The sequence below is a fragment of the Rhodococcus erythropolis R138 genome (assembly GCF_000696675.2).
Lineage (GTDB): Bacteria > Actinomycetota > Actinomycetes > Mycobacteriales > Mycobacteriaceae > Rhodococcus_F > Rhodococcus_F erythropolis.
In genome coordinates, this window is record NZ_CP007255.1 from 2,753,995 (window position 1) to 2,772,893 (window position 18,899).

Below are 18,899 nucleotides of genomic sequence, written 5' to 3' on the forward strand. Positions count from 1 at the left end.
CCAGTCTATTTGACTTGGCTAATACCAAGATCGCCGTCGGCGGCGTCTGTATTGGCGCCGCACGCACAGTCGCAGTCTCCTCCGCAACCGCCGGGATTGCAGTCGCCGGCGTAACTGTCGTCATCCGCGTCGCAGTCGAGGGACCCGCCGAAGGATTCAGCAAAATCGTCGTCGAGTTCGTGAGTGAAGTCGTGAACCTCGTCGATCAAGTTCAGCAGATGCTGCGGGGCGAAGGGGTCCGCGTCGAGCATCGTGGAGACCAGCAGGTGGTCGCCGCTGAAAGCGAAGCGCAGGCGCGGCCATTCCTGCGCGAGTTCGATCAACCGGGTTGCAGCGTGCGAGGGATTGCCGAGGCCGGTCAGAACCGAAGACCAGACGTTGATCTGGGGGCCGTCATCCGCAACTGTCACGTAGACGACAAATCCGTGAACCGGCACGACGATGTCGCCGTCGTCATCGGTGGCAGGCTCACTGCCCAGTAGTTCGGCGAGGGTCTGGACGCACAGGCGAACCAACTCGTCGCGCTCGTCCGTCACCAAGGCAATTGCGCCGTTGATGTGGAGGGGCTGGTCGGCGGTCGTGTCGTGGTCGCTCATGGATCCTCATGTTCTGTGCCAGTCCGATCAGGCGCTGGGCACGGTTTTCGTGCGGTAGGTGTCAGGTCTACGGTAATCGGCGCACACTATTGTCCGCGCAGTGGATGATTGAAGATGCCTGGCTAGGTCCGCACTGATCTGGACTTGACAGCCGACCAGCGACGTCATGCAAGCCCCGACAAATCGGGCAACCTTGTGGCAGTGAGTATCTCGGATGTCGGTAGGTAGATCTAGCCTCCATACATGACGGGTCAGCGAGTTCGGCGAGCTTCACATCTGCGTTTGGTACCTGCATATCAAGCGGTGCAAAGCCAGATGAAGGTCCTTACGCCGAGGCAGATGCGGAATCAGCGTCGACGGCCGGCGGCGGCGAACTTTGTCATGCGGATCGAAATCGATTGCATCACGCCGCCTATTTGGAGACGGTTTTCGGTTCCGTCGAATATCGAACTGGACCAGCTTCATTCGATTGTGCAGGCGGTGATGGGATGGGGAGATCAACACGCTCATCAGTGGGTGAGTGTCCATCATTCAACGGGCAATGGCCCAGATCGGTATATCGCGCCAGAGGTGATCGAGCGCGACGGATACCAGGAAGACGAGTTTGGTGAGGACGAAGTCCGGATCGACGAGGCAGTTACCGCGGTCGGGGAGTACGTCCGTTATGAGTACAAACGCCCGCGCAAGGTGGAGTCACACGTTGGTTCTGGAGCAGATTGTCGAAGACCAGCCGATTTCTGAGCCATCTTGTCTTGACGGTGCGAGGGCGTGCCCGCCGGAGGATTCTGGCGGTCCGATCGGGTATCGCGAGTTCCTGAACGGGCAGGCGAGTAATGGACTGTTCGATCCCGAACGTTTTGTTCCCGCAGAGTCCGATGCAGCAGTCACCATTGCAGTGGCATTGCATAAGTCACCGCCTGTGGGAAGCTCGCTGTTCGAGAAGTTCTTGCGCCGCTTGTCTGTTCATTCCGCGCCGAAACTGTTTGCCGCAGTTGCCGAAGCGGAGCTTCGTGGCGGATACGACAACTACTTCGAGGTGATGCGTGAAGGAGCAACCCGTCAACTGCTGTGGCTGCTGAACTCCGCGCGAGGTGGTGGGATTGTCTTGACGGCGTTCGGGTCACTGCCTCCCGACCTTGTTGCGTCTGCCCGAGACGAACTCGATTGGGACAGTGAGTGGATCGGTGTCACGGCAGGGAGCGGCTCGCAATTGGCAGTTCTCGTTGAAGTCGCAAAGACACTGCGATTGGTCAGAAAACTCCGAGGCACATTGATTTTGACTGGACTCGGCGCGTCAGTTCTTGCGTATGAAGGCGAGCTGTGGCGTCACATCGTGACGGCCATGCCGTTGGGAAAGGGTGAGTTGGCGCAGGAAGCCGGCCGAATTCTGTTCCTTACGTTGGCTGCCGGCTTGTCGCAGTCCGAACGTAGTGAAGTGATGATCGAAGGCCTCACGGCATTGGGTTGGTCGACAACAGACGGAACACGACTCGGAGACGACGACTGGACGTGGATGGTGCGAGACACGCTCGTGTACTTGCGAATGATCGGGGCGATTGTCTCCAATCCGCTGGACCAGCATGTTTCCGCCGATCCCGAGTGGGGTCGACGGTTTGCCAGGATGGTCCTGTCGAAGTAGCTGAGCGATCGAATCGAGCATCGATTTCAATCGATGCGGAGTTGTTATATGCGCTGGAAGCGCATGATTTTTCTGCGGCGGAATCATGAATATTTTCGGGTGGGAAAATATTGGAGTTTTTGTTCGAAATTGCCATCATGCTATGGTCGATTCTCGGTTGTTAAATTGCGTGGTCGAGCCAAAAGCTTGCGCAGAAGATTTATTTTGTGGAGGTTGGGTTTCCGAAAAGACGAAGTGCGTGTTGCTAGTCAATTGAATATGTGACCGGTGTTGGTATGGCGGTCGCTCCTAGGGCGTGCAGAAACGAAGCGCAAAGATCCTGAACAGGGGTTTTGTGCTTTGTTCTGCCGATTATGTGCGAAGGATGTGGCATGTGACGGGGTCCGACATGGTCCAGTTCAGTACCTTGGTAATTGTTTCACTGCTTATTTCTTTTTATGGTGGAACTTTTCTGATTTCTCTTCGTATTGGTAAGAAGCAGGAAAATGCCGACGGTTTTATGACCGCCGGAAACAAGTTAGGATTTGGTGTTTCGGCCGCGAGTATGACGGCCACCTGGATTTGGGCGTCGTCGATGTACGCATCCGCCACTTCTGGCTACACCTACGGAATCTCCGGCCCCATTCACTACGGTTTATGGGGCGCGTTGATGATTCTCTTCATTTATCCGTTTGGCCAGCGAATTCGCAAAGTAGCGCCGAAAGCCCACACGCTGGCCGAGGTCATGTACGCGCGGCACGGACGCTCGAGTCAGCTGATGCTCGCGGGTTCCAATATCGTCGGTAGTCTCATCAGTTTGATGTCGAACTTCCTCGCTGGTGGTCTGCTGATCGCGTTGCTTTCGCCGTTCAACTTCATCCAGGGTGTGTTCATCGTCGCGCTGGGCGTTTTGCTGTACACGCTGTGGTCGGGCTTCCGTGCTTCGGTGTTGACCGACTTCGTTCAGCTGATCGGAATGCTCGGTGCGGTAGCGGTTTTGGTGCCGTTCATCTTCTTTGCGGCGGGGTTCCCGGCAGCCTTCGAATCCGGGGCAAGCAACCTTACTGCTGAGCAGGGCAACTTCTTCTCGAGCGTTGCCTTCTTCGAACAGGGGGCGCCGTACATCGCGGCAGTTCTTGCCTACGCAATCGGCAACCAGACCATTGCCCAACGTCTGTTCGCGGTCCGCGAAGACCTGATCAAGCCCACCTTCATCACCGCAACCGTGGGATATGGCGCCACGGTCATCGGCGTCGGAATGCTGGGTGTGCTCGCTCTATACCTCGGAATCGAGCCGATGGATGGTGACGTCAACAACCTGATTCCGCAGATGGCCGCGTCGTACCTGCCCGGAATTTTGCTGGCTGTCTTCTTTGTCATGATCATCGGCGCGCTGTCATCGACGGCGGACTCGGACCTTGCTGCGCTCTCGTCCATCGTGATGACCGACGTGTACGGCCAAGCCGTCGCAGGCAAGGCTAAAGCGAACCCTCGCCGGATGCTGCTCATCGGCCGAGTAACGATGATTGTTGCCACGGCGGCGGCTATCTCCTTGGCAAGTCTGCAATTGAGCATTCTGGACCTGTTGGTGTTCGTCGGCGCGCTGTGGGGCGCTTTGGTGTTCCCGGTTATCGCGAGCTTCTATTGGGGAAAGGTCACCAACAAGGCCTTCACTGTGTCGGTGCTGGTGGCTCTTGCTGCCTTCTTGCCCGTCCGATTCAGTTGGGTGCCGATGGATGGGATGTTCGGGATTCTCTCCGACATCGTTGCCGTTGTCGGTATCGGAGTGGTGCTGGGGCTCATGGTATTTGGATTCTTCGGTCTGAAGGTTGCGCAGATCGTCGGTGGCCTGGCGATCGTGCTGTCCGCACCATTCGCAATCGGCTTCCTGCACGACTACCCAACGCTCAGCGGATCTTTGGTGGCCTATGCCGTCAGTACCGTCGTGTGCTTTGCGATGTCCGTCAATCAGCGTGAGACGTTCGATTTCGAACTCATCAAGCAGCGGACGGGAGACTTCGACGATGACGAGCTTCCTGCTGTCGGAGCGTCCGGAAAGTAACCGTCGAGACAAGTAGAAGGAATACGAATGAGTACAGCCCTACTGACCATTTATGTTCTGATCTGGCCGGCGTTGGTCTTGGTCGTGCTGGGAGTCATCAGCAAGGGATTCTTCAAGGATTGGGCAACTGCTCGCCGCAACGGTGAGGATCTGGTCTAACTTTTCACGCCGCCACCGACGGACTTCTTGTCGGTGGCGGCGGTCATATTGCAATCGGGACTAGGGGCAGCGTTATAGTTGCCCAGTGCAACACGACGGAGCAATGGCGCTCACCGGTCCACCAGCCGTTCATGACGAGCTGGTGCACCTGACGCGGCAGCTGATGACGGGGGATCGGCATTCCGATGATCACCCGTCGATCGCGCAGCATTCCTTCCTCTCCTTCATCGGCCGCAACGACGGCTGCAAGGCCACGGAGATATCCGAAGTCTTCGGCGTCAATCGCTCGACCATTTCGCGCCAAGTGCGCGGGTGTATCGAGGCAGGCTGGGTGTATGCCGATCCGGGATCCGTTCGTCAGGGCAATCCGCTGCACCTCACGGAGGCTGGCCGCAAATACCTCGACGCCGCCGACGCGCGTCGGCTCGACCAAGTCGCCGGCAGGCTGCACGATTGGACCGAGTCCGAGGTCGCAGACTTCGCCCGCGCACTCCACCGCTTCAGAATCAGCATCGAATCGCAGACCAACGGAGATGACACCCTGTGAGTGAGTACAGCGCCAAAGCCCAGTTCACCATCTCCGACAATGAGTCTGTGGTGCACACCGTCTTCACTCACGCCGAGCGCACGCCCGAACTGACGGTGTTCTCCCGCCCCCAGGGAGAGGGTTGGGTAGACGTCACAGCCAAGGAGTTCGCCGAGCAGGTCACCGGCGTCGCAAACGGTCTCATTGCAGCCGGGGTGCAGGCAGGCGACCGCGTCGCACTCCTCTCCGCGACCCGATACGAGTGGACGCTCTTCGACTTCGCCATCTGGGCTGCCGGCGCCGCTACCGTTCCGATCTACGACTCGTCGTCTCAGGGGCAGGTCAGCTGGATCCTCGAAGACTCCGAGGCCGTCATCGCGATCGTCGAAACCGGCGCGCACGAGCAGCTGTTTCAGGACGCGCCAAGCACCCTCAAAGCCGTCATGCAGATCGACGACGGCGCTGTGGAGAAGCTGACCGCACAGGGTGCCGACGTTGACGACACCGAGCTGAAGAAGCGGCTCGCGGGCATCAAGGCCGACGATCTTGCGTCACTCGTCTACACCTCCGGCACGACAGGCCGTCCCAAGGGATGCATCCTCACACACCGCAACTTCCTGTCCGAGGTGCGCGGGATTCTCACGGCATCGATCGGCAAGGTGGCGGTTCCGGGAAACCGAGTCCTGACCTTCTTGCCGCTCGCGCACGTACTGGCCCGCGCGGTGTCCCTCGCGACGTTCGAAGCTGGTGCGTCGCAGGCGCACTGGTCCGACTTTGCCACCATTACAACTCAATTCGAGCGGTACAAGCCCAACACCATCCTCGGTGTTCCGCGTGTCTTCGAAAAAGTTCGTGACGGCGCAGCACGCAAGGCGGAATCCGGTGGAAAGATCCCCAGCGCGATCTTCGCCTTCGCCGAAGCCACCGCCAAGGAGTACAGCCAAGCCCTCGACAAGGGCGGTCCCTCGCTGATCTTGAAGGCGAAGCACGCAGTGGCAGACAAGCTCGTGTATTCGAAGCTTCGTGAGGCTCTCGGCGGCGAGTGCTGGTTCGCGATCTCCGGTGGCGGCGCCCTCACTCCTGAGCTGGGGCACTTCTTCCGTGGGCTCGGAGTTCCGATCTACGAGGGCTATGGCCTCACCGAAACCACAGCAGCGCACTGCGTCAATGTCCCAGGTGCTCAGAAGATCGGAACCGTCGGACAGCCGATGGGCGGCAACGGGGTACGCATCGCCGAGGATGGCGAGATCGAACTCGACGGTGGAGTCGTCTTCAAGGGCTACTGGAAGAACGACAAGGCCACCGAAGAGACATTCGTCAACGGCTGGATGCGAACCGGTGATCTCGGTGAACTCGACAGCGACGGTTACCTTTCCATCACCGGACGCAAGAAGGATCTTCTGGTGACGGCGGGCGGCAAGAACGTCTCGCCGGGCCCGATGGAAGACCGTATCCGTTCGCATTCCATCGTCTCGCAGGCAGTTGTCGTCGGCGACGGGAAGACCTACATCACGGCGCTGTTGACCGTCGACCCCGAGGTGTTCGAGAAGTGGAAGTCGGAGAACGGCAAGCCTTCCGGCGCCACCGTCGCCGAACTACGTGATGACAAGGACCTTCGAGCGGAGCTGCAGAAGGCTGTCGACGACGCCAATGCCGCTGTCTCGCATGCGGAGTCGATCAAGAAGTTCGTCATTCTCGATCGCGATCTGACCGAGGAAGACGGTGAGATGACAGCGACGCTCAAGATCAAGCGCAATGTCGTCGTTGATCGGTTCTCGAAGGAGATCGAAGGAATGTACGCGAAGAGCTAGGCGCGTTTGGGGAACTGCTCGCGGTAGGCCATCACGTCATCGAGGCGGAACCTGCGGTGGGTGCCGCGTAGTTCGATCGGGAGTTTCCCGGCGTCGGCGAGCTTACGTACATACGTGTCCGAAACGCCGAGGATCTCTGCTGCCTGCGAGGTGGTGAGGAGTTCTGCGCCGGGCCCGAGGGCGACGCTGTCGCCGGCAGCGAGGTAGGTCAGGAGCTGCACGACGGCGTCGCCGACCGATGGCGGAATCTCGATGCTCACGCCGTCGAACACCAGCGTGGTCGTGTCCGTCGAGGTTGCGGCTCTCTCGGCCAGAGCTGTCTTGATTCGCTCGGCAGCGTCACCGTCGACTGCGGAAACGATGTGGTCGATGCTCACGCGTTGTATCTCCGATCGAAGGCAGTGTGTCGCAAGCATAGACAGCGGTAGTGTCCGTCGGCACGCTGGATGGCGCTGTGTGCGTTGCATTACATGAGTGCCGTGAGTGGAAAACTATTTACCCACGTAGATCGGAATTCGAAGGGTTTGGCGCGCAAAGATATTCGACTCGACGCATATGTAACTCACCAATCTTGGTGTACCCGCAAGTAACATCCTGAGCGTGGCTAGACGATCGGTAACGGTGAGATTCGACGTAGAGGAACTGAGGGCCCTAGAGACCCTCCAAGAGCTCACGGGGGCGGACATTTCCAGCGTCATACGTGAAGCTGTGATCGAACATGCGCGTCGATGTGTTGTGCAGGGAAAGCCCCGCGACATCACCGAGCGACGCAAATCGCTGACCTTGCAGGAAGCCTTCGCCAAGTACTCCGCGTTGTGCACCGACGAGGAGCGGGAAGCGTCGTAGCGCTCTGCCGATGCGGCGGTGAGCGGTTGAGTTCACAGTGATTCTGACTGTGGCGCTGGGTAGTTCGTTCGAGGAATATTGCGGCAACAGAAGTGTTGCGTAGACCTCTGACAGGAGCTGGCCAGTGACGGACGTCCTCGAACTCTCCACCGATGTATTGGTGATCGGTGGTGGCCCCGCCGGCGCGTGGGCGGCGTTGCGTGCGAACAAGGCCGGTGCAGACGTCGTCCTGGTCGACAAGGGATACTGCGGAACGAGTGGCGCGACGGCCCCATCCGGAACGGGTGTTTGGTACGTCGAGCCGGATTTGACAGCCCGTGAGCTGGCCAAGGCCGGACGCGAGGCGCTCGGCGGATATCTGGCCGACCACCATTGGATGGACCGCGTCCTCGAGCAGACCTACTCCAACATGGATCTCCTCGCGGTGGAGGGTAGATATCCGTTCCCTGTCGACCCGAGCACGGGCAAGCAGATACGTACCGGCTTGCAGGGACCTGAATACATGCGACGGATGCGCACCTGGATTCGTCGAGCCGGGGTGCGGATCCTCGACCATTCGCCGGCACTGGAGTTGTTGGTGGACGGCGAGGGCCGAGTTCGCGGAGTCGCCGGATACCAGCGTCACGAACACCAGGACTACCGCGTCTCGGCAGGCGCGGTAGTGGTCGCCAGCGGAGGTTGTGCGTTTCTGTCCGGTGCGCTGGGCACCAACGTCGATACCGGTGACGGTGCATTGATGGCAGCGGAAGTCGGAGCCGAGTTCTCCGGCATGGAGTTCTCGAACGCGTACGGGATCGCGGCGGCCGGATCGACGATCACCAAGACGGCTTACTACGCGTACGCGACGTTCTTTCACGCAGACGGAAGCGTGCTCGAAGGTGCCGGTTCGGCGAAGGGGAGGTCCGTCATCGCCAGCACGTTGCGGAACGAGCCGGTCTTCGCGCAGATCGATCGGGCCGACGCTGAGGTGCAGCGTCGAATGAGGCTGGGGCAACCCAACTTCTTCCTGCAATTCGATCGCCGCGGAATCGATCCCTTCACCGACAAATTCGAGGTCGGCATGCTCGCAGAAGGCACGGTGCGCGGCACTGGGGGAATCAACGTCGTCGATGACGATTGCGCGTCATCCGTTCCGGGACTGTTTGCCGCCGGGGACGCTGCGACCCGAGAGCGAATCTGCGGAGGGTTTACCGGCGGGGGAAGTCACAACGCCGCGTGGGCGATGTCTTCTGGTTCGTGGGCGGGAACCGGTGCTGCGCGCTATGCGCTGTCGGTCGGACGTGGGTCTACCAGTGGTCTTCGCGGAGCCGGAACCGTCGGATTGCGTAATCCGGCACGAACCGGGTTTACTGCCGACGATGTGGTGAAAGCTGCTCAGGCGCAGCTGATTCCCTTCGACAAGAACTACCTCCGCAGCGGTGATCGAGTATCCGCAGCGCTCGGTGAGCTCGAATCGCTGTGGGGTGCAGTGAGTGCGGATCTGGGCGCAGATCCTGCAGGTCGGATGGCGGCGCGGCAGGCTGCCGCGATCACGGCCGTCGGTCGCTGGATGTACCACTCGACGTTGGCGCGGACCGAGACTCGGGGAATGAGCAAGCGGGACGATTATCCCGAACTCGATGTGACGCAGCACCATCACGTCCTCACCGGCGGTTTGGATTCGGTGTGGACCCGGACTTCTGAATCTGTCGGGTCTGCACTGGTGGCGTCATGATCGAGCTGGTGTCCGCGCCTGACTGCATCGGCTGCGACAAGTGCGTAGACGTTTGTCCTACCGATGTTTTCGACCGGACGCCGTCGGGCGTCCCGGTGATTGCGCGCCAATCGGATTGCCAGACCTGCTTCATGTGCGAGGCATATTGCCCGACGGATGCGTTGTATGTGCATCCGCAATCCACACCATTGGAAACGGCCGATGTGATCGAGGACGATCACATCGGCCGCTACCGAGAGAAGATCGGATGGGGCAAGGGGCGGGCACCTGGGTCGCTGACTGCGGTGGGCCCGGAGGTGCCCCGTCCGGTCACGACCTGACGAGAATCTTGACCGCAGTGTCGTTGTGCTCGATCAGAGTGGTGAATCCTTCGGAGATCAACTCTTCGAGCTGAATACGACCGGTGATGAATGGCGCCAGATCGACGACACCGTCCTGGACCATCTTGATGACCGCTTCATGGTCACGTACGTACGCGATGGTTCCGCGTAGATCGATTTCCTTGAGGACCAGCTTCTGCATGTCGATGGTCGCGGGCTTGCCCCAAATCGACACGTTGACAACAACTCCGGCGGGCCGGACCGTGTCGAGCATGGTGTCGAGGACCGCGTTGACGCCTGCGCATTCGAAGCCGATGTCTGCGCCGATGCCTCCGCTGAGTTCGAGGACGCGCGCTTTGACGTCTTCGGTGGTGGGATCGATGACGTAGTCGGCGACTCCACTGGAGAGGGCCTTGGCCTTGCGGGCTTCGCTGAGTTCGGTGACGATCGTCGTGACACCCAGACCCTTGAGAACTGCCGCAACGAGGAGTCCGATCGGTCCGGCTCCGCCCACGATGGCGACGTTGCCGCTTTCGGCTCCACTGCGTACGACTGCGTGATGGGCGACGCTCAACGGTTCGATGAGAGCTGCCTCGTCGAGCGGGATGTTGCCGATCTTGTGGATCCAGCGACGGTCGACGACGACCTTCTCGCTGAGTCCGCCACCGCCGCCGGCCAAGCCGATGAACCCCATCTTCGTACACAGGTGGTAGTTGCCCGCCTTGCACGGGGCGCACTCGTTGCAGACGAAGTACGGCTCGACGACAACATTTTCACCGACCTCGACGTCCGTGACACCTTCGCCGACCTCTTCGACGGTGCCGGAGAACTCGTGGCCCATCGTGACCGGCGCATTCTCGTGTGAGAGTGGATGCGGGTGTCCGGGTGCGGAGATGAAGATCGGTCCCTCGAGGTACTCGTGGAGATCGGTGCCGCAGATTCCGCACCATGCGACCTTCAGCTTGACTGTTCCTGGCCGCAATTCGGGCTCAGGGATCTCTTCGATCCGGATGTCTTTCTGCCCGTGGAACCGTGCTGCCTTCATTGATCCGCACCTCACTTCGTTGTGAATCCCCTGGTAGATCGACGCTAGGCCGATTATCGGCGTGGGTGAAGGGTTGCAACGGAATGCAATGTCGTGGAACCGATCGGCGCTGGGGAGCGTCCAATACTGTGAGCGGGTCGTGAACGAGGGGGAGTGCTGTGGGAGTGAGGGGTGCAGTGGTCTTGGTCGCGGCCGCGCTGTTGGTTGGGGGTTGTTCCTCGACGGTCGAGGGCGAGGCTTTCCCTGTCGATGTGATTGGGATGTTTGATCCGTGTGAGGTTCTCAGCAATGAGGAATTGGAGAGAGTAGGAGTTGACCCGGCAACAAAAGAGGTTGACATAGTCAACACCCATATCGATGGGTTCAATATATGCAAGTGGGAAGGATCTTGGTTCTTCCTCCGTCTGACTTCCACAACACACTCGCTTGCGGACGTCGAAGCAAATCCGGTGATGCGCGATCTACATCGAATTCAACTTGCCGGCCGAGAGGTCCTGATGTTCCAGGAACACAATGACAAGGCGGACACCGCGTGCAATATCGCCTTCGCGACTGCTCAGTCCACGGCGATGATTCGAGTGGGTGCGAAAGTCGGTGACCAGCGCCCCGAAACTTCGTGTGCACTGGTTGAGCGGGTCGGTCTGACCGTGTTACCGCTGCTTCCCGAATAACGCTCGGAAGAGATTCGACTCGTAGTGAATTGGAGTATGTGATGTCCGGTTTGTATCTGGAGAAGAGGGTCGCAGAGGATCTGGCGAAGGCGTGTGATGATCTAATTTCGCTGTTCAGGTCACTGTCGGACGATGCGAACTATCTCGGGCAAGTGGGAGGCTTCGGCACTCTCGGATCCGCCCGGGCACTGCAGGTTAAGTTCGAGGAAAAGGCGGTTGGCGGCCCGGATGCGCTCGTCGATGTGTTGGCGAGTCATATCGCGGTCGTGGAGGCAATGCAGGCTCAGTTTCAAGCCTGCATCGTCAACGCATTGGATCAGGAGTCGTCGAACGTCTCGACTTTGAGGTCGATCGACCAACCGAACTGAGTCAGTGGATGTGTTGCTGCCAATCGGCTGGGACACGACCCTTAGGTCCCGGCGTCGGCTGATCTACGGGATGTGAAGTGGGCGCCGCCAATTCAGGTCCGTCGTACGCCTCGTTGGTTTCGAAGCTCCAGAACCAATCCTCACCGGGTTCGTAGCTCTGCATGAACGGATGCTTTGTCGAGGCCGCATGCTTGCTCGCGTGCTGTGACGGTGAGGAGTCGCAACACCCCACGTGACCGCATTGCGCGCATCGACGCAGGTGCACCCACCAACCGCCGCTCGCATCGCATTCGACGCATCCCGCGCCACTGGGCGGCACACTCGGATCGATCCCCGCTGGAAGTCCGTCGGTCATGGTCCACCCTCTCGCTGACTGAAGTCGGTCATTTCATCGTGCGCTTTGCCTACCGGCCGTGCAAGGGCGACTAGTCGTCGCGCGTATCCCGCGGTGGGCCCGCGATGGGCAACAAAACTCTGAACCGGGTGTTACCGGGCTCAGACGTGACCCGCAGCTCACCACGATGCTTGCCGACCACAATTCGCCACGAAATATCAAGGCCGAGACCGGTTCCCTCACCGACAGGCTTAGTCGTGAAGAAGGGTTCGAAGATCCTGTCGATGACGTCATCGGGAATCCCGGCGCCGGTGTCGCAGATCTCGATGCACACGCGGTCACCGTCGCGGCTTGTCCGAACGGTGAGTGTTCCCGATCCGTCCATGGCAGACACCGCATTGTCGATGAGGTTGGTCCACACCTGATTGAGTTCGGCGGCGTAGGCGTCGATCGGTGGCAGCGCGAGGTCGTATTCCTTGACGACTTCGATTCCGCTTCCGATCTTTTGCCCCAACATGATCAACGTGCTGTCAAGTAGTTCGTGGACATCGATGGTCTGGAAGGGTGCGCGGTCCATCTGAGAATACTGTTTGGCTGCACCGACGAGAGTCGAAATCCTCGTTGTGGAGTCGGCGATCTCGTTCATCAGGAGTTCGGATTCGATGGTGTAATTCAGCCAGCGAATTGCGCCTTCGAGTACGGACTCGTCAACGGCTGCAGCAACATTCTCGAGCCAAGCGGTGTCGAGACCAGCTTGCACGAAGGTCGGAGCCAGATCCCAACCCTCTCGAATCGAATGATCCTCGAACCATTCACCCAACGAATCCTCTCGATCCGAGGCTTCGAGGGGAGTGAGCGTCGGCGCCTTGGCGACAACCTCTGCAACTTCCTCTTGAAGTCGCATGAGAGTGACGAGGGCATCGCGGTCGTAGGTGCCCGACGCGACCATTCCCAGTTTGTGACGCATGCCTGCGACACGCTCGCGCAAAGAGGCTGTCGCTCGAACCGCCGCGGCTGCAGGGTTATTGAGCTCGTGAGTCAACCCGGCCGACAGTGATCCGAGTGCAAGGAGTCGCTCTCGCTGATCGATGATTTGCTGAGTGTTCTTCTTGCCGAAGAAAACACCTTCGAGCAGATGAACCGCCATCGGAAACCACTCGCGCATCGCGTTGCCGAATTTGTCGGCGTCCAGGACGAAAAACGTCGAAGGAGTCGTCACTCGCATCGACCCCGCGTAGACCTGCGGTACACGATCGCCGAGATACGCCGTCCAGCCTCCCGAGTAGACGCCGCGCTGGGTGGTCCTGTTGATCTCGATGTCTTCGCCGCCCGACAGTTTGGACAGCACCACCTCGCCCTCGATGAGGACGTAGAAGCAGGTGGCAGGCTCACCTTCGAGGTAGACCTGACCTCGATCGATCTCGGTGATATGGCCTGCCTGGCACAGTGATTCGAGTTGATCGTCGGTGAGCTTCTCGAACAGGAACAGGGTGCGGAGCAGGTCGGGGCTGCATTCAGGAATGGACATCGAATCTCCCTATTGTTGAGCGAGATAGCGGTGGACGAACATCACGGCCATCGCGCCCTCTCCGACGGCCGACGCGACGCGCTTGGCCGATTCGGCGTGTACGTCCCCGGCAACAAACACTCCGGGGACACTGGTTTCGAGATGATGTGGTGCGCGGTCGAGCGGCCACCCGTCCGGGGTGACGCCTTCGGACGGAAGGTCCGGGCCGGCAAGAACGAAGCCATTTCCGTCGCGGACCACCACGTCTCCGAGCCAGTCGGTCAGGGGAGCGGCACCGATGAAGATGAACAACCACTGAGCATCGACAGTGTCTTCTTCTCCGGTGGCTCTGTTACGCAGTGTGATTCGTTCGAGGTGATCGTCACCCTCGGCTCCGATCACCTCCGTGCACGTGCGCACGGTGATCTTAGGATTCTTTTCGATCTGCTGAATCAGGTAGTAGGACATCGAGGCTTCGAGCGAGTTGCCGCGAATGAGAATGGTGACGGACCTAGCTCCGCGGGAGAGATAGACCGCAGCTTGGCCTGCCGAATTGGCGCCGCCGACTATGTACACATCCTGCTCGCTGCACCGAGCGGCTTCGGTGACAGCTGACCCGTAGTAGACCCCTCGCCCGGTGTATGTATCGAGCCCCGGCGCCGAAAGTTGGCGATAGGAAACACCTGTCGCCAAGATGACCGAATGAGCGTCGACCGACGAACCGTCGTCGAAACGCACTGTGCGGGCCGAGCCGTTGATTTCCAAACCGGTGACGTCGCGAGCGGTGATGACTTCGGCGCCGAACTTGGTTGCCTGGCGCCTCGCCCGATCGGCCAACTGTGCGCCGGAGACTCCGTCGGGGAAGCCGAGGTAGTTCTCGATCCGCGAACTCTGGCCGGCCTGACCGCCTGTCGCTCGCCGTTCGATGAGAACCGTCCGAAGCCCCTCCGAAGCGCCGTACAGAGCAGCTCCCAGACCCGCTGGGCCGCCGCCGATGACAACGAGATCGTAAAAGTCTTCGGAGAGAGTAGTACTCAACCCGAGTTTGTCGGCAAGTTCGGCGTCAGTGGGCTCGACGAGGACATCCCCATTGGATGCGATGACGACGGGAAGCCGCAGTTCGTCGGTACCGGCAGCCGAGAGCAGTCGTTGGCCCTCCGGCTCGTCCGACATGTACCAGCGATAGGCAAGTTGGTTGCGTGCCAAGAACTCTCGAACGTCGGAGGATCGCTCGGACCAACGATGGCCGATCACCTTTGTTTCCTCGGCGGGGTGATGACTCGAGCTTGCCCAGGCATCGAGAAGCGCATCGATGACGGGGTACAGCTTCTCTTCCGGCGGATCCCAAGGCTTGAGGAGGTAGTGGTCGAGGTCGACGACGTTGATGGCGTCGATCGCAGCATCAGTATCGGCGTAGGCGGTGAGGAGAACGCGACGAGCTACGGGGTACAGGTCCATTGCCTGTTCGAGGAACTCGATTCCACTCAAACCGGGCATGCGGTAATCGGCGACGATCACAGCGACTGCATCGCCGCGAAGTTTCATTTCGCGCAAGGTTTCGAGAGCCTGGTCGCCGGACTCCGCACGAATGATTCGGTACTTCTCGCCGTACCGCTTGCGGAGGTCTCGAACGACGGCACGCGAAACACCAGGATCGTCGTCGACGCTGAGGATCGCTGGTTTGGCCGGGGCTTTCGGTGCGCTCACTCGGTGCCTTCCCGAAGTTGTAGTCAACCTCTCCAGTATGCGACTGCTGAGCTGAGCGTCAATCGCTGGAGATGCGCTCTGAGTGAACCAGCGATCGTGACCTGGGAATTTCAAGATTGCGGGAACCGATCCGGCCTCCGATGCATCCAATACAGTGGGTCCACATCAACAGGGGGTGCCATGCGGGGGTCGGTGGGGGTTGGGCGACTGCTCATGGCTGGGATGTTGGTGTGGGCTGCGGCAGGATGCAGCTCAGTCGTGGAGGGGGCGGCTGAGCCTGCATCCGGCCAAGAGGGTTTGTTCGATCCGTGCAAGGACATCCCGGACTCGGTTCTGGAAGAAGTGGGGCTTGATCCGGCGACCGAGGAAGTTGATATCGCCGGCGTCGAGCAGCCGGGTTGGAAGATTTGCTCGTGGACTCAGTCCGGGTACTACGTGATCGTCTTCTCCGGCGAGAACTCTCTTGACGATGCGAAGGCAAATGCAAGCTTTACGGGGTTTGAGACTTTGTCGATCGGTGGTCGGCCGGCGCTTCGGTTTCACAGTGCCAGTGACCCAGATATCGATCGTTGTTACGTGGGTCTGGACGTATCACTTGGTTCGATTTGGATAGCGGCCGACGCAAAAAATTCTCAGCAACAAGAGGATTCAATGTGTTCCATAGCTTCCAGATATGCCGAGGCGCTGGAGGGGGCTTTGCCGCGCTAGAGCGAGGACTGACTGCGGGTAGCGGAACACTAGAGGGGAACGAAATGACCGGATTCTTTGGCGGTTGGCAGGCAGATCAGATCAGTGTTGATCTCAAGGCGGCACAAGGTTTGGTCGCGTCGTGTTCTGAATTGTTGATCGAATTGTGGGCCGTCGAACGAGAGGCAGCGTCACTCCAGTTTCTCGATGCGATGGGAACACTCAAGTCAGGGCAGGACCTCGCCGCGAAGTTCTCCAAGAAGGCCGTCGGCGGTGAAGATTCGTTGGAGAAGTCATTGAACAGCCACATCCAAGTGGTCACCGAGATGCGGGACTTCTTCCAGCAATGTGTCGACCGCTACGGGGAAGTCGACGACTCGAATGCGTCAGCGCTGACTAGCGCTGAGACGCCTCGATAGACACAAAAAATCTCGCTGAGTCGATGGCATTCGACTCAGCGAGACTTGGTTAACGACTAGCTGGTGGGCAGGGCCTTCAACGACTTGACGGTGGCGTCGACCGCGCGAGCAGCCTCGGCGCCCTTCTTCACGAAATGCGTGCTGAAGTAGTCGACGTGCTCGGCGTGCTCGTGGAAGTGATGCGGCGTCAAGACCACCGAGAAGACCGGAACGTCGGTGTCGAGCTGCACGCGCATCAGACCGTCGATGACAGCCGTCGCCACGAAGTCATGCCGGTAGATACCGCCGTCGACGACCAGACCCGCGGCAACGATCGCCTGGTAGCGGCCGGTCTTGGCCAACCGCCGGGCGTGCAGCGGGATCTCGAAAGCTCCCGGTACCTCGAAGAAATCAACCGTGTCCTTGGGGTAGCCGAGCTCGACGATCGCGTCGGTGAATCCGTCGCGTGCACGGTCGACGATGTTGCGATGCCACGTCGCCTGAATGAACGCGATGCGCTGTCCCTGGATCTCACTCATAACCATGAAACTAGCGCACTGGGAAGCATCGACGCGACCACCCGTCCTAGTCCTGCTGACGGGGGAAGGCGGTCGAACGACCCCATCCGGCGTCATTGGTGAGGTGCTCGAGGAGAGGCTGAATTCGATACGGAAGGGGATTGGTCAGAGCGATGGTCGTGGTCGAATGCGTGACGCCTGGAAGTGACACGATCTGCTCGGCCAACTTCTGCAGCGCCGCGTGCGTCGAGGTGGCAACCCGTACGAGCAAATCCTCGCGACCGGTTGTGGCGTGAATTTCGATCACCTCGGGCAACTCGGTCAGACTCCGAGCGACTGCGCTGATCTTGCCCTGCTCGAGTTCCAGACCGACAAATGCCTGAATCGGGATACCGACCTCGGGGAGATTGAGATTCGGCCGAAACCCGGTGAGAAGTCCGTTGGATTCCATGCGCTTCATTCGCGACTGGACGGTGTTGCGGGCGACGCCCAACGAGTTGGCCAACTCGGCCACACTCATCCTCGAGTCCTTGCTGAGCAGTCCGAGCAACTGGACGTCGAGCTTGTCGATGCTGAGCACTTTGTGAACCTCTCCTCAGTGATATGGGTCACTGGATGATCGAATTGACTAGTTCAAGAGATTTGCATTGACCAAATCGTAGCTCAGGCAGAGCATTGGTTCCACGAATTGCTCAGCGGGATTCTCTTTGGGTTATTTGTCCCCAATAGTACCCAACGGCCATTTCGTCCCAATGTTTCGACTGCACCCCGTTTATCCTTCGGAAAGGTCTATCCCACAATGACTCTCACCGCCGAGCCCGTGAACTCTGTTGTTTCCCATGACGACACTGCGGGCGTGTTCGATCGCGCCGACTACCTGCGCGATTACCCCCACGAGCAGGTGAGCTTCTTCCAGGATCCCGCGAGCGGCCTCAAGGCCATCGTCGCCATCCACTCCACGACGCTCGGCCCCGCGCTCGGCGGAACGCGCTTCTACCCGTACTCCGACGAATCTGCCGCAGTCACAGACGTTTTGCGTCTCTCGCGCGGAATGACCTACAAGGCTGCGGTTGCCGGCGTGGACCTCGGCGGCGGCAAGGCCGTCATCATCGGCGACCCCGCAACGGCCAAGACCGACGAATTGCTCGGCGCCTACGCAAAATTCGTCCAGACTCTCGGCGGCCGCTACATCACCGCTGGTGACGTCGGAACCAACTCCAACGATCTTGACATCATCGGTCGTAACACCGACTTCGTCGTCGGCCGCAACGCTACGGTCGGCGGTTCCGGCGACAGCGCTCCGATGACGGCCCTCGGCGTATTCCAGTCGATGCGCGCCGCGGCACAGTCGCATTGGGGCACTCCGTCGCTCGCAGGCAAGACCGTTGGTGTCGAGGGCACAGGCAAGGTCGGCTACGAGCTGATCAAGCTTCTCCTCGCAGACGGCGCGACCGTTCTCGCGACCGACGTCAACGCCGGAGCGCTCGATCGCGTCAAGGCGGACTTCCCGCAGGTGAGCATCGTCGACAGCATCATCGACGCCGATCTCGACGTTTACGCACCCTGCGCGATGGGCGCAACCCTCACCGACACGACCGCACGCTCGATCAAGGCCGAGGTTGTCTGCGGCGCTGCCAACAACCAGCTCACCGTGCCCGAGGTCGAGAACATCCTCCGCGACCGCGGCATCACCTGGACCCCCGATTACGTCGCCAACGGCGGCGGCCTCATCCAGGTCGCCGGCGAGCTGAAGGGCAACTCGGCCGAAGAGGTCAAGCTCAAGGTCGAGAAGATCTTCGACACGGTCAGCGAGATCTTCGCGAAGTCGAAGAACGACGGAATCCTCGCCGGCGAGGCTGCTGACGCGGTCGCCGAGGCTCGGATCGCCGAGGCAGCTCGCGTCGCCAAGGGCTGACATCCCTCTCGCAGTCATGTAGCGCGGCCGGTCCCGACTAGTGTGGACACCAGACGAGCAGATTTTGCAGATCTGGACCACATCAGCCGGTAGACCG

At 59.9% G+C, this 18,899-nt stretch carries 22 protein-coding genes; 14 read left to right on the forward strand and 8 right to left on the reverse strand.

Annotation, left to right across the window (positions count from 1 at the left end; all coding sequences use genetic code 11):
- Positions 1–5 precede the first annotated feature (5 nt).
- Positions 6–596: a T3SS (YopN, CesT) and YbjN peptide-binding chaperone 1 gene (locus H351_RS12890; protein WP_019749265.1), complete on the reverse strand. Its 591-nt coding sequence runs from the start codon at positions 594–596 to the stop codon at positions 6–8.
- Between the two features lie 243 nt (positions 597–839).
- On the opposite strand from H351_RS12890, the gene H351_RS32515 reads away from it, so the two are divergent.
- From H351_RS32515 to H351_RS12910, 6 genes are all read left to right on the forward strand, one after another.
- Entirely contained in the window at positions 840–1,337 is a 498-nt protein-coding gene (locus tag H351_RS32515; RefSeq protein ID WP_276328045.1) for an IS1096 element passenger TnpR family protein, read from the forward strand.
- Positions 1,338–1,515: 178 nt separating this feature from the next.
- The gene (locus H351_RS32520; RefSeq protein WP_244891511.1) at positions 1,516–2,235 is read left to right on the forward strand and encodes a hypothetical protein; all 720 of its coding nucleotides are present in this window, start codon (positions 1,516–1,518) and stop codon (positions 2,233–2,235) included.
- 388 nt (positions 2,236–2,623) lie between these two features.
- On the forward strand, positions 2,624–4,276 hold the full coding sequence (locus H351_RS12900; protein ID WP_182262229.1) for a sodium:solute symporter family protein: 1,653 nt from the start codon (positions 2,624–2,626) through the stop codon (positions 4,274–4,276).
- Between the two features lie 27 nt (positions 4,277–4,303).
- Positions 4,304–4,435, forward strand: a complete 132-nt coding sequence (locus tag H351_RS32435) for a putative transporter small subunit (protein ID WP_003941363.1) — start codon at positions 4,304–4,306, stop codon at positions 4,433–4,435.
- A gap of 103 nt (positions 4,436–4,538) precedes the next feature.
- Positions 4,539–4,982 carry a MarR family winged helix-turn-helix transcriptional regulator gene (locus H351_RS12905; protein ID WP_007726042.1) on the forward strand — a complete coding sequence of 148 codons (444 nt, stop codon included), beginning with the start codon at positions 4,539–4,541 and terminating at the stop codon, positions 4,980–4,982.
- A complete protein-coding gene (locus tag H351_RS12910; RefSeq protein WP_029255757.1) occupies positions 4,979–6,772 on the forward strand; it encodes an AMP-dependent synthetase/ligase in 1,794 nt (597 codons plus the stop codon). Before H351_RS12905 ends, H351_RS12910 begins: the two co-directional genes overlap by 4 nt.
- Here H351_RS12910 and H351_RS12915 read toward each other — a convergent pair.
- Positions 6,769–7,149: a helix-turn-helix domain-containing protein gene (locus H351_RS12915; RefSeq protein ID WP_029255756.1), complete on the reverse strand. Its 381-nt coding sequence runs from the start codon at positions 7,147–7,149 to the stop codon at positions 6,769–6,771. The genes H351_RS12910 and H351_RS12915 overlap by 4 nt on opposite strands.
- A 223-nt stretch (positions 7,150–7,372) precedes the next feature.
- Between H351_RS12915 and H351_RS12920 the strand changes: the two genes are divergently transcribed.
- From H351_RS12920 to H351_RS12930, 3 genes are all read left to right on the forward strand, one after another.
- The gene (locus tag H351_RS12920) at positions 7,373–7,618 is read left to right on the forward strand and encodes a hypothetical protein (protein WP_223257939.1); all 246 of its coding nucleotides are present in this window, start codon (positions 7,373–7,375) and stop codon (positions 7,616–7,618) included.
- Positions 7,619–7,742: 124 nt separating this feature from the next.
- Complete coding sequence (locus tag H351_RS12925) at positions 7,743–9,332, forward strand: FAD-dependent oxidoreductase (protein ID WP_029255754.1); 1,590 nt, start codon at positions 7,743–7,745, stop codon at positions 9,330–9,332.
- Positions 9,329–9,652, forward strand: coding sequence for a 4Fe-4S dicluster domain-containing protein (locus tag H351_RS12930; protein WP_007726052.1), 324 nt, complete (start codon positions 9,329–9,331; stop codon positions 9,650–9,652). Before H351_RS12925 ends, H351_RS12930 begins: the two co-directional genes overlap by 4 nt.
- Here the strand turns inward: H351_RS12930 and H351_RS12935 are convergent.
- Positions 9,642–10,697 (reverse strand): 2,3-butanediol dehydrogenase, encoded by a 1,056-nt coding sequence (locus H351_RS12935; protein WP_003941279.1) that lies wholly within the window; start codon positions 10,695–10,697, stop codon positions 9,642–9,644. The genes H351_RS12930 and H351_RS12935 overlap by 11 nt on opposite strands.
- Positions 10,698–10,861: 164 nt before the next feature.
- Between H351_RS12935 and H351_RS12940 the strand changes: the two genes are divergently transcribed.
- Together H351_RS12940 and H351_RS12945 are read left to right on the forward strand one after the other, a co-directional pair.
- Positions 10,862–11,368: a DUF3558 family protein gene (locus H351_RS12940; RefSeq protein ID WP_029255753.1), complete on the forward strand. Its 507-nt coding sequence runs from the start codon at positions 10,862–10,864 to the stop codon at positions 11,366–11,368.
- 41 nt (positions 11,369–11,409) lie between these two features.
- On the forward strand, positions 11,410–11,736 hold the full coding sequence (locus H351_RS12945) for a hypothetical protein (protein WP_029255752.1): 327 nt from the start codon (positions 11,410–11,412) through the stop codon (positions 11,734–11,736).
- A gap of 1 nt (position 11,737) precedes the next feature.
- Here the strand turns inward: H351_RS12945 and H351_RS12950 are convergent, their stop codons facing one another.
- The 3 genes from H351_RS12950 to H351_RS12960 form a co-directional block, all read right to left on the reverse strand.
- Positions 11,738–12,091: a UBP-type zinc finger domain-containing protein gene (locus H351_RS12950; protein WP_003941317.1), complete on the reverse strand. Its 354-nt coding sequence runs from the start codon at positions 12,089–12,091 to the stop codon at positions 11,738–11,740.
- A 70-nt stretch (positions 12,092–12,161) separates the two neighbouring features.
- On the reverse strand, positions 12,162–13,598 hold the full coding sequence (locus H351_RS12955) for an ATP-binding protein (RefSeq protein WP_003941311.1): 1,437 nt from the start codon (positions 13,596–13,598) through the stop codon (positions 12,162–12,164).
- Positions 13,599–13,607: 9 nt separating this feature from the next.
- Positions 13,608–15,284, reverse strand: coding sequence for an NAD(P)/FAD-dependent oxidoreductase (locus H351_RS12960; protein ID WP_029255750.1), 1,677 nt, complete (start codon positions 15,282–15,284; stop codon positions 13,608–13,610).
- 213 nt (positions 15,285–15,497) lie between these two features.
- Between H351_RS12960 and H351_RS12965 the strand changes: the two genes are divergently transcribed.
- Both H351_RS12965 and H351_RS12970 read left to right on the forward strand, forming a co-directional pair.
- Complete coding sequence (locus H351_RS12965) at positions 15,498–15,992, forward strand: DUF3558 domain-containing protein (protein ID WP_029255749.1); 495 nt, start codon at positions 15,498–15,500, stop codon at positions 15,990–15,992.
- A gap of 44 nt (positions 15,993–16,036) precedes the next feature.
- On the forward strand, positions 16,037–16,390 hold the full coding sequence (locus H351_RS12970; RefSeq protein ID WP_144440108.1) for a hypothetical protein: 354 nt from the start codon (positions 16,037–16,039) through the stop codon (positions 16,388–16,390).
- A 56-nt stretch (positions 16,391–16,446) separates the two neighbouring features.
- Here H351_RS12970 and H351_RS12975 read toward each other — a convergent pair whose 3' ends face one another.
- Positions 16,447–16,908: a 6,7-dimethyl-8-ribityllumazine synthase gene (locus H351_RS12975; RefSeq protein ID WP_003941401.1), complete on the reverse strand. Its 462-nt coding sequence runs from the start codon at positions 16,906–16,908 to the stop codon at positions 16,447–16,449.
- Between the two features lie 46 nt (positions 16,909–16,954).
- Complete coding sequence (locus H351_RS12980) at positions 16,955–17,467, reverse strand: Lrp/AsnC family transcriptional regulator (RefSeq protein ID WP_003941343.1); 513 nt, start codon at positions 17,465–17,467, stop codon at positions 16,955–16,957.
- Between the two features lie 219 nt (positions 17,468–17,686).
- Here H351_RS12980 and H351_RS12985 point away from each other — a divergent pair, with 219 nt between their 5' ends.
- Positions 17,687–18,802 carry a Glu/Leu/Phe/Val family dehydrogenase gene (locus H351_RS12985; protein ID WP_029255747.1) on the forward strand — a complete coding sequence of 372 codons (1,116 nt, stop codon included), beginning with the start codon at positions 17,687–17,689 and terminating at the stop codon, positions 18,800–18,802.
- Positions 18,803–18,899: the final 97 nt, after the last annotated feature.